15 protein-coding genes are annotated in these 13,261 nt (G+C 74.1%); 4 read left to right on the forward strand and 11 right to left on the reverse strand.

Features of this window, described 5'->3' with window-relative positions; genetic code table 11:
• The first annotated feature begins 18 nt into the window (after positions 1–18).
• Complete coding sequence (locus tag IE271_RS16220) at positions 19–438, forward strand: winged helix-turn-helix transcriptional regulator (protein WP_190191026.1); 420 nt, start codon at positions 19–21, stop codon at positions 436–438.
• Here IE271_RS16220 and mutM read toward each other — a convergent pair.
• From mutM to fakA, 9 genes are all read right to left on the reverse strand, one after another.
• Positions 411–1,271 carry a bifunctional DNA-formamidopyrimidine glycosylase/DNA-(apurinic or apyrimidinic site) lyase gene (gene mutM, locus IE271_RS16225; protein ID WP_190191027.1) on the reverse strand — a complete coding sequence of 287 codons (861 nt, stop codon included), beginning with the start codon at positions 1,269–1,271 and terminating at the stop codon, positions 411–413. The genes IE271_RS16220 and mutM overlap by 28 nt on opposite strands.
• 90 nt (positions 1,272–1,361) lie before the next feature.
• On the reverse strand, positions 1,362–2,210 hold the full coding sequence (gene rnc / locus IE271_RS16230) for a ribonuclease III (protein ID WP_190191028.1): 849 nt from the start codon (positions 2,208–2,210) through the stop codon (positions 1,362–1,364).
• Positions 2,211–2,217: 7 nt separating this feature from the next.
• Positions 2,218–2,391 carry a 50S ribosomal protein L32 gene (gene rpmF, locus IE271_RS16235; RefSeq protein ID WP_007493396.1) on the reverse strand — a complete coding sequence of 58 codons (174 nt, stop codon included), beginning with the start codon at positions 2,389–2,391 and terminating at the stop codon, positions 2,218–2,220.
• Between the two features lie 2 nt (positions 2,392–2,393).
• Complete coding sequence (locus IE271_RS16240; RefSeq protein WP_190191029.1) at positions 2,394–3,038, reverse strand: YceD family protein; 645 nt, start codon at positions 3,036–3,038, stop codon at positions 2,394–2,396.
• Positions 3,039–3,210: 172 nt separating this feature from the next.
• Positions 3,211–4,275 carry a F0F1 ATP synthase subunit B gene (locus tag IE271_RS16245; protein ID WP_190191030.1) on the reverse strand — a complete coding sequence of 355 codons (1,065 nt, stop codon included), beginning with the start codon at positions 4,273–4,275 and terminating at the stop codon, positions 3,211–3,213.
• A 131-nt stretch (positions 4,276–4,406) separates the two neighbouring features.
• Positions 4,407–4,886: a pantetheine-phosphate adenylyltransferase gene (gene coaD / locus IE271_RS16250; RefSeq protein WP_190191126.1), complete on the reverse strand. Its 480-nt coding sequence runs from the start codon at positions 4,884–4,886 to the stop codon at positions 4,407–4,409.
• Between the two features lie 26 nt (positions 4,887–4,912).
• Complete coding sequence (gene rsmD, locus IE271_RS16255; RefSeq protein WP_190191031.1) at positions 4,913–5,500, reverse strand: 16S rRNA (guanine(966)-N(2))-methyltransferase RsmD; 588 nt, start codon at positions 5,498–5,500, stop codon at positions 4,913–4,915.
• A 107-nt stretch (positions 5,501–5,607) separates the two neighbouring features.
• Entirely contained in the window at positions 5,608–7,818 is a 2,211-nt protein-coding gene (recG, locus tag IE271_RS16260; RefSeq protein ID WP_190191032.1) for an ATP-dependent DNA helicase RecG, read from the reverse strand.
• 215 nt (positions 7,819–8,033) lie between these two features.
• Entirely contained in the window at positions 8,034–9,854 is a 1,821-nt protein-coding gene (gene fakA / locus IE271_RS16265) for a DAK2 domain-containing protein (protein WP_190191033.1), read from the reverse strand.
• Positions 9,855–10,103: 249 nt separating this feature from the next.
• Between fakA and rpmB the strand changes: the two genes are divergently transcribed.
• On the forward strand, positions 10,104–10,289 hold the full coding sequence (gene rpmB, locus IE271_RS16270) for a 50S ribosomal protein L28 (protein WP_004924906.1): 186 nt from the start codon (positions 10,104–10,106) through the stop codon (positions 10,287–10,289).
• Positions 10,290–10,459: 170 nt separating this feature from the next.
• On the opposite strand, the gene thiD is transcribed toward rpmB, so the two are convergent.
• Positions 10,460–11,293 carry a bifunctional hydroxymethylpyrimidine kinase/phosphomethylpyrimidine kinase gene (gene thiD, locus IE271_RS16275; protein ID WP_190191034.1) on the reverse strand — a complete coding sequence of 278 codons (834 nt, stop codon included), beginning with the start codon at positions 11,291–11,293 and terminating at the stop codon, positions 10,460–10,462.
• Positions 11,290–12,255 carry a thiamine-phosphate kinase gene (locus IE271_RS16280; RefSeq protein ID WP_190191035.1) on the reverse strand — a complete coding sequence of 322 codons (966 nt, stop codon included), beginning with the start codon at positions 12,253–12,255 and terminating at the stop codon, positions 11,290–11,292. Before IE271_RS16280 ends, thiD begins: the two co-directional genes overlap by 4 nt.
• Positions 12,256–12,503: 248 nt before the next feature.
• Here IE271_RS16280 and IE271_RS16285 point away from each other — a divergent pair, with 248 nt between their 5' ends.
• Positions 12,504–12,737 carry an Lrp/AsnC family transcriptional regulator gene (locus IE271_RS16285; protein WP_190191036.1) on the forward strand — a complete coding sequence of 78 codons (234 nt, stop codon included), beginning with the start codon at positions 12,504–12,506 and terminating at the stop codon, positions 12,735–12,737.
• Positions 12,738–12,757: 20 nt separating this feature from the next.
• Positions 12,758–13,249 carry a DUF3515 domain-containing protein gene (locus IE271_RS16290; RefSeq protein ID WP_190191037.1) on the forward strand — a complete coding sequence of 164 codons (492 nt, stop codon included), beginning with the start codon at positions 12,758–12,760 and terminating at the stop codon, positions 13,247–13,249.
• Positions 13,250–13,261: the final 12 nt, after the last annotated feature.

Raw genomic sequence — 13,261 nt, forward strand, 5'->3', positions numbered from 1 at the left:
GGGGCGTACAGTGGCGGCATGGACACCACGTCGCCGGCCGGGGGGACGGCCGGGAGCCGCGCCGCGGAGGACCTCGCGTACGACGTGTTCTCGCGGAGCTGTCCCTCGCGCGGCACCCTGGAGCACGTGACCGGCCGCTGGGGCGCGCTGACGCTCGGCGCGCTGCACGAGGGGCCGTTCCGCTTCAACGAGCTGCGCCGCCGCGTCGACGGCGTCAGCGAGAAGATGCTCTCCCAGACGCTGCAGGCGCTGGAGCGCGACGGCCTGGTGCACCGCGAGGCGCAGCCGACGAACCCGCCGCGCGTGGACTACGAGCTGACGCCGCTGGGCCGCGAGGTCGCCGAGCGGCTGCTGGGCCTCATCCGCTTCGTCGAGGGCCGCATGGACGACGTGCTCGGCGCGCGCGAGCGCTACGACGCCACGCGCGGCGGCCGCTGACAGCGCGGGCAGAAGTAGCTGGACCGGTTCATCCAGGGCCGCCGCCGCATCGGGGTGCCGCAGCGCCGGCACGGCTCGCCCTCGCGTCCGTACGCGTCCAGGGACCGGTCGAAGTAGCCGGACTCGCCGTTCACGTTGACGTAGAGGCTGTCGAAGCTGGTGCCGCCGACCGCGAGCGCCGCGTTCATCACGTCCCGGACGTGGCCCAGGAGTTCGGCGGTGCGCGGGCGGGTGAGGGCCGCGGTCGGGCGGTCGTAGTGCAGGCGCGAGCGCCACAGCGCCTCGTCCGCGTAGATGTTGCCGACCCCGCTGATCAGCGACTGGTCGAGCAGGGCCCGCTTGACGGTGGTGCGCCGCCGGTGCAGCGCCGCGTGGAAGGCGGCGTCGTCGAACAGCGGGTCCAGCGGGTCGCGGGCGATGTGCCCGATGACGTCGGGCAGGCCGTCGGGCGTGACGTCGTGCACCGACAGGCCGCCGAAGGTGCGCTGGTCGACGAAGCGCAGCTCGGTGCCCTGCTCGTCGGCGAAGCGCACGCGGATGCGCAGGTGCTTCTCGTCGGGCGCGTCGTGCGGCTGGACCAGCAGCTGCCCGCTCATGCCCAGGTGCGCGAGGACCGCCGTCCGCTCGTCGGCCAGCGGCAGCCACAGGTACTTGCCGCGGCGCCGGGCCGGGCCGACCCGGTGCCCGGCGAGCCGGGAGCCGAAGTCCTCGCCGCCCGCGAGGTGCCGCCGCACGGCACGCGGGTGCAGCACCCTGACGTCGGCGACGACCCGCCCGCTGACCCAGCGCTCCAGGCCACGGCGGACGACCTCGACCTCGGGAAGTTCGGGCACGGGGACGATCCTCTCGTACAGGGGGACGGCGACGGACGGGCGAAGCCCCCGCCGGACGTGTCCGGCGGGGGCTTCGGGAAACGTGGGACGTCAGGCCGGGGCCGCGCCGGCGGCCGGAGCCGACGGGGCGCCGTCGGCGCCCGCCTCCTCCGCCTTGGCGGCGGCGATCCGCTCGTCCGCCGCGGCGCGGATGGCGCGCCAGGCGGACTCGGCGGCCTGCTGCTCCGCCTCCTTCTTGCTGCGGCCGGTGCCGGTGCCGTACGAGACGCCTCCGACGCGGGCGGCAGCAGTAAAGGTCTTCTCGTGGTCCGGGCCGGTCTCCGTGACCAGGTACTCGGGCACGCCGAGTCCCTCGGTCGCGGTGAGCTCCTGGAGACTGGTCTTCCAGTCCAGGCCCGCGCCCAGGTTCGAGGACTTCTCGATCAGGGGGTCGAAGAGCCGGTGGACGAGTTCGCCCGCCGCCTCCAGGCCCTGGTCGAGGTAGACCGCGCCGATCACCGCTTCGAGGGTGTCGGCGAGGATGGACGCCTTGTCCCGGCCGCCCGTCCCCTCTTCGCCCCGGCCGAGCCGGATGAAGGAGCCGAGGTCGAGCCCGCGGCCCACCTCCGCCAGCGCACGCGAGTTGACCACCGCGGCCCGCAGCTTGGCCAGCTGGCCCTCGGGCAGGTCGGGGTGGGTGCGGTACAGCGTGTCCGTGACCACGAGGCCGAGGACGGAGTCCCCGAGGAACTCCAGGCGCTCGTTGGTCGGCAGACCGCCGTTCTCGTACGCGTAGGAACGGTGGGTCAGCGCGCGCACCAGAAGGGCGGACTCGAGCTTGTACCCGAGCCGCCCTTCCAGAAGCGTGTGGGACGAGGCCGTGGTGTCCGCCTTCTTCTTGGCGGCCGAGTCCGTCTTGGCGTCAACCGCCTTCTTTGGACTGGACACAGTGCCTCTCACCAGCCGCTCAGACCTCGAGGACCTGGCGCTTGTTGTAGGTGCCGCAAGACGGGCACGCGATGTGCTGCAGCTTGGGCTCGTGGCAGCGCTCGCACGCAACCAGGGTGGGGACCGCAGCCTTCCACTGCGACCGGCGGTGGCGCGTGTTGCTGCGCGACATCTTCCGCTTCGGAACAGCCACGGCTACTTCTCCTGCTTCTCGTCGACGCCCGCTTCGGCGCCGCTCATCTCGTCCTTCTCGCCGTCTCCGAGTGAACCGGCGAGTCCCTGCAAAGCCGCCCAACGGATGTCGACGGCGTCGTGGTGGTGGTCCGGGTCGTCCGCCAGCCGTGCGCCGCACTCGGCGCACAGACCAGGGCAGTCGTCCTGGCACACCGGCTGCATCGGCAGTGCGAGCACCACCGCGTCACGCAGCACGGGCTCGAGGTCGAACAGGCCGTCCTCGAGGAAGAGCCTGTCCTCGTCTTCCTCGGCGTCGTCGGCCGGCTCCGTCTTCACACGGCCCCGGTCATCGGCGTCAGGGTACGAGAACATCTCCTGGAAGTCCGCTTCGAGCTCCAGCTCCAGCGGCTCCAGACACCTTACGCACTCCCCCTCGGCCCGTGCACGGGCGGTGCCTGTGACGAGCACCCCTTCCATGACCGACTCGAGGCGGAGCTCGAGCTCCACCGGCGCGCCTTCCGGCACTCCGATGACCCCCTGGAGACCGAGGTCCCGGGGAGCGTCGACCGTACGGCTCAGACGCTGCAGCGCACCAGGACGCCGGCCCAGCTCGTGCGTGTCGAACACGAGGGGGTTGCGGTGGTCGAGGTGGGCGTTGGCGGCCATGTCAGCTTTCGGTCTTCGGGGCTCGGGGAGGTGCCGCCCGCCTCGGACGCGGGAGGGCGTTCCGGGGATCGGGGCAGCGCTGATCGCGTACTCGCACGCGACCGAAGAGCCAGGATACTGGACCTTTCGCTCCCGGCCCAATCCGGTCCGTCCCCGGTGTCCCCGGTCACCTTCAGTGACCGCCGCGCCCCTGCTCGTACTGGCGCAGCTGCTCGGCGCTGATCATGCTCGTGTCGAAGAGGCTGGTCTCGTCGAGGGCCTGGGGCTGGGCGTACCCCTGGGGCTGCGGGGCCGGGTCGTACGCGGGCTGCTGCGGGTACGCGCCGTACGGGTCGGCCTGCTGGTAGCCGTACGCGTCCTGCTGGGCGTACTGCTGCTGGTAGCCGTAGGGGTCGGCGGCCTGCTGGTCCTGGTAGCCGTAGGAGTCCTGCCCGTAGGGCTGCTGGGCGGGGACCGCGGGCTGCTGCGGCGCCGGGGCCGCGGCGGGCTGCGCGGCCTGTACGGGCCGGCTCGGCTCGTCGGCGAGGGCCGCGAGGTCGGCCAGGTAGTCGGCGTCGCTGGTGTGCTGGACGGTCGTCCCGTCGCCGCCGAGGTCGCCGAGGTCGTCGGTGGCGATGCGGCCGTGCAGCTTCTGCCGGCCGCGGCCGACCGCCTCCAGGGTCTTGGCCAGGACGGCCTCGAAGGCGCCGAGCTTGACGTCGACGTACTCGTCCGCGGTGCGGCGCAGGGTCTCCGGGTCGTGGCTGCGCTCGGGGGCGTCCTCGTCCTCGTAGCCCCGCTCGTCGACGCCCGGGCCGGTGCCGAGGAGCTTCTCGCGGCCGCGGCCGACGGAGCCGAGGGTCTTGGTGAGGACGACCTCGAAGTTGGCGAGCTTGGAGTCGACGTAGTCGTCGGCCTCCGCGCGGATCTCCTCGGCCTCCCGGCGGGCCTCGGCGAGGATGCGGTCCGCCTCGTTCTGCGAGCGGCGGGCGACCTCCGTGTCGGAGATCAGCGAGCCGCGCTCGGCGTGCGCGGACTCGATGATCCGCTCGGCCTCCCGGCGCGCCTGCTCCACCATCTGCTCGCGGCCGCCGATCAGCTCCTGGGCCTGCGCGAGGGACCCGGGCAGGGCCTCGCGCACCTCTTCGAGCATCGCGAGCAGTTCGGCGCGGTTGACCACGCAGGAGGCCGACATGGGCATGGACCGGGCGCCGGAGACCGCCGCGACGATCTCATCGAGCTTCTTCTGCACGTCCACCGTGTGCTCGCCACTCTCTACAGCTTGATGGAGACGGACGGGACGACTGTACGGCCAGTCGGCGGCGGCCGGACACCGGGTGACGGGCCGTCAGGCCGGCGGCCCGGCCGGACGGGGCGCGGGCCCGGCGCTCAGTCCTTGGCCAGGCGCCGGCTCAGCGCCTCCAGGACCACCGGCGGTACCAGGTGGGAGACGTCGCCGCCCCAGGTCGCGACCTCCTTGACGAGCGAGGAGGACAGGAAGCTGTAGGTGGGGTTGGTCGGGACGAAGAGGGTCTCGACGCCCGAGAGGCCGTTGTTCATCTGGGCCATCTGCAGCTCGTAGTCGAAGTCGCTGACCGCGCGCAGGCCCTTCACGATCGCGGGGATGTCGCGCTGCTTGCAGAAGTCGACGAGGAGGCCGTGGAAGGACTCCACCTGGACGTTGCCGAACTCGGAGGTGACCGAGCGGATCAGCTCGATCCGCTCCTCGATGCCGAAGAGGCCCTTCTTCGACTGGTTGATCATCACCGCGACGTGCACGACGTCGTAGAGCTTGGAGGCCCGGGCGATGATGTCGAGATGTCCATTGGTGATCGGGTCGAACGACCCGGGACAGACGGCGCGGCGCAACTGAGTTCCCTCGCTCTCCGGTCCGGTCATCGTGCGTCTTCGCACGTAGAGGCGGCGCGACCGTACCAAAACGTTCCCTCGCCGTAGCGACGGGACCGCAGCGGCTCGAAGCCCGCCGGCCAGGTGAACTCGCCACCTCTTGTACTGCGTTCAACGGTGACGAGGGCGCCGTCCGCGAGCCAGCCCCCGGCCGCGAGTGTGAGCAGGATCATCCGGAGATCGTCGTCCGGCACCGCGTACGGCGGATCGAGGAACACCAGGTCGTACGGGGTCTGCGGCGCGGGTCCCTGGACGACCTGCGCCGCCTTGCCGGCTCGCACCTCGGCGCCGGGCAGGCCGAGCGCCCTCACGTTCTCCCGGATGGTGCGCACCGCGCGGGCGTCGGACTCCACCAGCAGCACGTGGGCGGCGCCGCGCGAGAGGGCCTCCAGGCCCACGGCGCCGGACCCGCCGTACAGGTCGAGCACGCGCTCGCCGTCGAGGGCGCCGCCGAGCAGGGACTGCCAGGTGGAGAACAGGCCCTCGCGCGCGCGGTCCGAGGTGGGGCGGGTGCCGGTGCCCGGCGGAACGGCCAGACGGCGTCCGCCGGCCCGGCCGGCGATCACGCGGGTCATGTCGGGGGTCCTTGTCGCTGCGGTGACGGGCGGATGGGTCGCGGGGGTGCGGTGGTACCGCTCCCCCACCCCAGTCTCTCAGCAGGGACGGGCGGGACCACCCCCTGTCACCCCTTGTCCAGGTACTGCTCCCGCTCCTCGTCCAGCAGGGCGTCCAGGGCGGTGCGCAGGGCCGGGAGGCCCGACAGGTCCGGGTCGGCGGCGACCACGGCGGCGGCCTCCTCGCGGGCCGCGGCGATGACCTCCTCGTCGTCGATGACGGCGAGCATGCGCAGCGAGGAGCGGGCCCCGGACTGCGCCTGGCCCAGGACGTCGCCCTCCCGGCGCTGTTCCAGGTCGATGCGGGAGAGCTCGAAGCCGTCGAGCGTGGACGCCACCGCATTGAGCCGGGCGCGGGCGGCGCTCGCCTCGGGCATCTCGGTGACCAGCAGGCACAGCCCGGCGGCGGAGCCGCGGCCGACGCGGCCGCGCAGCTGGTGGAGCTGGGAGACGCCGAAGCGGTCGGCGTCCATGACGACCATGGCCGTCGCGTTCGGGACGTTGACGCCGACCTCGATGACCGTCGTCGCGACCAGGACGTCCGTCTCGCCGGCGGCGAAGCGGCGCATCACGGCGTCCTTGTCGTCGGGCTGCATCCTGCCGTGCAGGACCTCCACCCGCAGGCCCTTCAGCGGGCCCCTGGCCAGCTGGTCGGCGACCTCCAGGACGGCGAGCGGGGGCCGCTTCTCGGCGTCGTCCTCGGCGGACCGCTTCGCCTTCTTGGCGTCGTCCTCCTCGTCGCCGATGCGGGGGCAGACCACGTACGCCTGGTGGCCGTTCTGCACCTCCTCGCGCACGCGCTCCCAGGCGCGGGCCAGGAAGTGCGGCTTGTCGGCGGCCGGGACGACGTGGCTGGCGATCGGCGAGCGCCCGGCGGGGAGCTGGTCGAGGACCGAGGTCTCCAGGTCGCCGAAGACCGTCATCGCGACCGTGCGGGGGATGGGCGTGGCCGTCATGACCAGCAGGTGCGGCGGCTGCTTGCCCTTGCCGCGCAGGGCGTCGCGCTGCTCGACGCCGAAGCGGTGCTGCTCGTCGACCACGACCAGGCCCAGGTCCTGGAACTGCACCTTGTCCTCGATCAGCGCGTGCGTGCCGATGACGATGCCGGCCTCGCCGGTGACGAGGTCGAGCAGCGCCTGCCGGCGGGCGGCGGCGCCCATGGAGCCGGTCAGCAGCACCACCTTGGTGGCGTGCTCGGACCCGCCGAGCATCCCTCCCTCGGCCAGCTCCCCCATCATCTCGGTGACCGACCGGTGGTGCTGCTGGGCGAGCACCTCGGTGGGCGCGAGCAGGGCGGCCTGCCCGCCCGCGTCGACGACGGCGAGCATGGCGCGCAGGGCCACCATCGTCTTCCCCGATCCGACCTCTCCCTGGAGCAGCCGGTGCATCGGGTGCTCGGTGGCCAGGTCGGTGAAGATCTCCTCGGAGACCTTGCGCTGGCCCTCGGTGAGGGTGAAGGGGAGCCTGGCGTCGAAGGCCGTGAGGAGGCCGTCGGGGGCGGGCCTGCGGGCGACGGCCGGGAGCTGGGCGTCGGCGTGCCGGCGGCGGGCCAGGGCGACCTGGAGGACGAACGCCTCGTCCCACTTCAGCCGCTCCCGCGCGTCCTCGATGTCCGCCTTGGTGTGCGGGCGGTGGATCTTCAGCAGCGCCTCGGGCAGCGGGACCAGGCCGCGGCCGTCGCGCAGGGAGGCGGGCAGCGGGTCGACGGCCTCCCGGGCGCTCGGCAGCACCGTCTGCACGGCCTTGGCGATCTTCCAGGACTCCAGCTTGGCCGTGGCGGGGTAGATCGGGATGAGCGCCCCGGCCCAGCTGTCGATGGTCTCCGCGGGGTCGTCGCGGTCGGCGCGCAGCAGCTCGTACGCCGGGTGGGCGAGCTGGAGGCGGCGGTTGAAGACGGAGACCTTGCCGGCGAAGAGGGCGCGGGTGCCGGGCAGCAGCTCCTTGTGCGGCTTGTGCACGCCGTTGCCGAAGAAGACCAGCTGGAGGCGGCCGCTGCCGTCCGTGATGGTGACTTCGAGCCGCTGGCCCTTGCCGCGGGGCGCCTTCGGCGAGGAGAACGTGTGCAGGCGGGCGTCGGCGACCTGGGCGACCACCGTCACGTGCTCGTCCATGGGCAGGTCCGCCAGGTGGGTGAGCTGCCCGCGCTCCTCGTACCGCCTGGGGTAGTGGTGCAGGAGGTCGCCGACGGTGTGCAGGCCGAGGTGCTCGGCCATCACCTTCGCGGTGGCGGCGCCGAGCGAGTTCTTCAGTGGTTCTTCGAGCGCGGGCACGGGATCCATTGCACACCACGCCACCGACAATGCCGCACAGGCCCGGGACATCCGCTGGTCAGCCGGGTCGCGCGGGTCTCCGGTCCAGCGGGCCCCCGGTCCGGCGGCGCACTGGCCCAGCGGCGCACTGGCCCAGCGGGTCCCCGGTCCGGTGGTCCCCGGTCCGGTCGCGGCCGCGCCTCCGGCGTCCCCGTCCCCCCGGCGTCCCCGTCCCTCCGCCCGGCCTACTCGACGCCCACCAGCAGCAGCGCCCCCTGGCGCCCGCCCCGGTAGACCACCGTGTCGACGGCGAGGTGGGACTCGCGGACGTGGGCCTCCAGGCGCTCGGCGAGCGCGTCGGGGGCGTCGTCACCGAGGACGAGGGTGACCATCTCGCCGCCGGCGGAGAGCATGCGGTCGAGCACGGTCGCCGCCGTCGCGGTCAGGTCGGAGCCGATCACGGCGACGTCGCCCTCGATGAGTCCGAGCACGTCGCCGGCCTGGCAGATGCCCGCCATGGTCCAGGACCGGCGCTCGGCGACGGCCAGTTCCGCGTACCGGGTCGCCCCCGCCGCCGAGGTCATCGCGACGACGTCCTCGTCGAAGCGGCGCCCGGGCTCGTGCACGGCGAGCGCGGCGATGCCCTGCACCGCGGACCGCGTGGGGATCAGGGAGATCCGTACGCCCTCCGCGCGCGCCCGCTCGGCCGCGGCGGCCGCCGTGTGGCGCAGCTCGGCGTCGTTCGGCAGCAGCACCACCTCGCGCGCGTGCGCCCGCCGCACGGCCTCCAGGAGTTCCCCGCTGGCGGGCGGTTCCCCGGGGCGGGCCAGGACGGTGGTGGCCCCGGCCTGCGCGTACAGCCCGGCGAGCCCCTCGCCGGGGACGACCGCCACGACCGCGCGCTGCGCCCGCTCGCCCGCGGGCCCCTCCCCGCCGGCACCGGTGTGCGCGTCGCCGAGGCCGAAGTGCGTGATCCGGATGCGGTACGGGCGGCCGGCCTCGACGCCGGCCTCCACGGCGGCGCCCGCGTCGTCGACGTGCACGTGGACGTTCCACAGTCCGTCCCCGCCGACCACCACCAGCGAGTCGCCGAGCCCGTCGAGCCGGGCCCGCAGCCGGTCCACGGCGGCGTCCCCGGCCTCCAGGAGGTAGATCACCTCGTACGCCGGACCGCTCCCGTCGGCGGCGGTCGCGCCGTCCCCGCACGCCGCGTCCACGGGGTGTGCGCCCCCGGTCCGCACCGCCCGGCCGTCCGCCGCGGCCGCGCCCGGTACGGCCCCGCCCTGAGCGTTCCCGTCCGGAGCGCCCCTGTCGGCGACGGACGCGCCGTCCGCCTGCCCGGCGGTCCGTCCCCGCACGTGCCCCGCCGGCCTGCCCCCCGGCGCCTCCCCCGTGAACGTCTCCACCAGCGCCCCCAGCACCGTGACCAGGCCGTGCCCGCCCGCGTCGACGACGCCCGCGCGGTCCAGGACCGCCAGCTGCCCCGGGGTGGCCGCGAGCGCCGTCCGCGCCCCCTCGTAGGCAGCCCGCGCGACCGCCGCGCAGTCGCCGTCGGCGCCCGTGGCCGCGTCGGCGGCGGCCGAGGCGACCGTGAGGACCGTGCCCTCGACGGGGTGGGCGACCGCCCGCCGGGCCGAGTCGGCGGCGTGCCGGAGCGCGCGCCGCAGCCCGGACCCGTCGCCGTGCGTGCCGGTGCCGTCCGCACCGTCCGTGCCGTCCGCGGCGAGCACCTGGGCCATGCCCCGCAGCAGCTGCGCGAGGATCGTGCCCGAGTTGCCGCGGGCGCCTATGAGCGCGCCGTGCGCCATGGCGCGCATCACGTCCGCCGCCGTGGGCCGCGAGACCGCCGGTGCCCCGGCGGCGCCGTCGTGGGCGGCGAAGACCGCCTCGACGGCCTGCGCGGCCGACTCCACGGTCAGGTACAGGTTGGTGCCGGTGTCGCCGTCGGCCACCGGGTACACGTTGATCGCGTCGATCTCCTCGCGCGCGCGGCCCAGGGCCCGCAGCGCGCGGTCGCACCAGGTGCGCACCGCGAGAGCGTCCAGTGTCTGCGGCACCTGCGCCACCTGCGCCTCCTCGAGCAGCCGAACGTGGGACGCAGCGTAGCCCCGGGCCGGCCGCCCACCGGCACAGGGCCGGGGGCGACCCCCGGGCCGACCATGGTAGTTTCGTTGTACGGACGCAGTCGTTGTATGCTGCTCCGGTTGCCCGACCCGCTCGGGCCTTTTCCCTCGGCACCGCCACCGGGATCACAGATCCCACTCCCGGCATGCCGGGATTATCCGTAAGTGCATCTGAAGTCTTTGGAGTGACCCGTGGCTGCCAACTGCGACGTCTGCGGCAAGGGGCCGGGCTTCGGCAACAACATCTCGCACTCGCACCGCCGTACGCCCCGTCGCTGGAACCCGAACATCCAGCGCGTGCGCACCGTGGTCGGCGGGACGCCGAAGCGCGTGAACGCTTGCACCTCGTGCATCAAGGCCGGCAAGGTCTCGCGCTGACGACAGCTAGCGCGCGGCCACTGCTGGTTCGCTGCAGGAGCCGGTCCACCTCGGTGGGCCGGCTTTTTGCTGTGCCCGCGCGCCGCCGCCCGTAGGGGACGGCGGGCCGGCGCGGTCCGCCGGGACCGCGCCGCACGCGCGCCGTTCCGCCGCCTGCCGGCTACTGCCGGCTACGCGCCCTCGGCCCGGAACCGCCACCCGTGGTCCACGGGCCCGATCCCGCCGCCGAGCGCGAACCCCGCGGCGATCGCCCCGGTGACGTACTCCTTGGCCGCGGCGACGGCCTGAGGCACGGAGTCGCCGAGCGCGAGCCGCGACGCGATCGCCGAGGCCAGGGTGCAGCCCGTGCCGTGGGTGTGCCGGTTGTCCAGGCGGGGCGCCCGCAGCCAGTGCTCGGCCGAGCCGTCGGTGAGCAGGTCGACCGCGTCGCCGCTCAGGTGGCCGCCCTTGACCAGCGCCCAGGCGGGCCCGAAGGCGAGCAGGGCACCGGCCGCGCGCCGCATCCCGTCCTCGGTCTCCACCCGTACGCCGGTGAGCTGTGTCACCTCGTCGAGGTTGGGCGTGACCACGGTCGCGGCCGGCAGCAGCCGGGTGCGGACGGCGTCGAGCGCGGAGGCGGCCAGCAGCGGGTCGCCGTGCTTGGAGACGCCGACCGGGTCGACGACGACGGGCGCGTCCGTGCCCGCGACCAGCCCGGCGACCGTCTCGACGAGCTCCGCCGAGGAGAGCATGCCGGTCTTGACGGCCTGGACGCCGATGTCGTCGACGACGCTGCGGTACTGCGCGCGCACCGCCTCGGCGGGCAGTTCCCAGGCGCCCTGGACGCCGAGCGAGTTCTGCGCGGTGACGGCCGTGAGCACGCTCATGCCGTGCACGCCGAGCGCCAGCATCGTCTTGAGGTCGGCCTGGATGCCGGCGCCGCCCCCGGAGTCGGACCCGGCGACGGTCAGCACCCTCGGGGGCGCGCCCGCGGCGCCGCCCTCCCCGTGGTCCGCGGTGCTCATGACTCGATGTCCCCGAAGTGGTCCCAGCCGCCGTTGCTGGTCCACGGCGCCCCGTCGACCGTGACCTGCGGCAGGGCGGAGGGGTTCAGCACCTCGCCGATCACTTTCCAGCGGGCGGGCAGCTTCACGTCCGGCGGGAAGGTCGCCACGATCGCGTGGTCCTCTCCCCCGGTCAGCACCCACTGCATGGGGTCGACGCCGACGGCCTGCCCGATGTCGTGCATCTGCGAGGGGATGTCGACGGCGCCGGAGCGCACGTCGATACGGACCTTGCTGGCCTCGGCGATGTGCCCGAGGTCGGCGATCAGCCCGTCGCTGACGTCGCACATCGCCGTCGCGCCGAGCCCGGCGGCCGCGGGGCCCGCGTGGTAGGGCGGCTCGGGGCGCCGGTGCGCCTCGACGAAGGCGCGCGGTGAGCGGAAGCCGCGGGAGAGCACCGCGTGCCCGGCCGCGGACCAGCCGAGCCAGCCGGTGACGGCGACCACGTCGCCGGGCCGGGCGCCCGAGCGCGTGACCGGCTCGTGGTTGCGCAGGTCGCCGAGCGCGGTGATGGAGACGGTGATGGTGTCGCCGCGCACGACGTCGCCGCCGACCACGGCGGCCCCGGCGACCTGGCACTCGTCGCGCAGGCCGTCCATCAGCTCGACCGGCCAGGTGGCGGGGAGCTCGGCGGGGACGACCAGGCCGAGCAGGAGCGCGGTCGGCACGGCGCCCATGGCGGCGATGTCCGCGAGGTTCTGCGCGGCGGCCTTGCGGCCGACGTCGTACGCCGTGGACCAGTCGCGGCGGAAGTGCCGGCCCTCCAGGAGGATGTCGGTGCTGGCCACCACTCTGCGGTCGGGGGCGGCCACGACGGCGGCGTCGTCGCCCGGCCCGACGCGGACCGCCGGGGTGGTGGTGAGCCGGGAGGTGAGCTCCCTGATGAGCCCGAACTCCCCCAGCTCTCCCACGGTTCCCTTCATCTTCGTGCGTCCCCTTCTGTTCCTGCCTGCGCCCGGGGGTGGGTGCCGCCCTCGGTGCGGTCGCGAGCCGTCACTGCCCTGGTTGCGGTCGGACCGACCGTAGCGCCGTGCCGTCCGTGCCGCCCGTGCGGCCGGTGCGCGGCGGTGCGCACGCCACGGCCGCCGCGGGTCTCCCCCCGGCGAGCGGCGACGCGATACCGTGGCGTCCCTTCTCCCCGCATGATCCTCATGGCCGCCCTGGAGGTTCCGTGGTACAGGCGTACATCCTGATCCAGACGGAGGTCGGCAAGGCGTCGGCCGTCGCCGACGCGATCAGCAAACTGCCGGGGGTGATACAGGCCGAGGACGTCACCGGGCCGTACGACGTGATCGTGCGCGCCCAGGCCGACACGGTGGACGAGCTCGGCCGGATGGTGGTCGCCAAGGTCCAGCAAGTGGACGGCATCACGCGTACCCTGACCTGCCCGGTCGTGCACCTGTAGCCCCCGTCTACCCTGGGCCGGTGACCTCTGTGCGCCACCGGTACCGCGTCGTCCTCGGGCTCTGCGCCCTCGTCCTGCTGCCCGTCGCCGCGGGCTGTTCCTCGATGGACGACACTCCCTCGGCCGCGGTTCCCAGCCCGGGCGCGGAGGCCGCCGGGCTGTGCCGGAACCTGGACGAGCGACTGCCCGACGAGGTGGACGGCCTGGGCCGGAACGATCCCGAACCCCGGTCCGCGCTGACCGCGGCCTGGGGAAGCCCGGCGATCATACTGCGCTGCGGGGTGCCCCGGCCCGCCGGGATGCTCGCGAAGGACACGGACAGCATCGAGGTCAACGGCGTGGGCTGGCTGATGGAGGAGGGCGACGACGGCTCGTTCCGCTTCACCACGGCGCTGCGCCGGGCCTATGTGGAGGTGACGCTGCCGAAGGAGCTCGCCTCGAAGGGGCTCGGCCCGCTCACCGACCTCGCGCAGCCCGTGAAGAAGGCGATCCCCGAGGGGATCGCCGACTGACACCGCGGGCGC

This window comes from Streptomyces minutiscleroticus (assembly GCF_014650875.1).
Lineage (GTDB): Bacteria > Actinomycetota > Actinomycetes > Streptomycetales > Streptomycetaceae > Streptomyces > Streptomyces minutiscleroticus.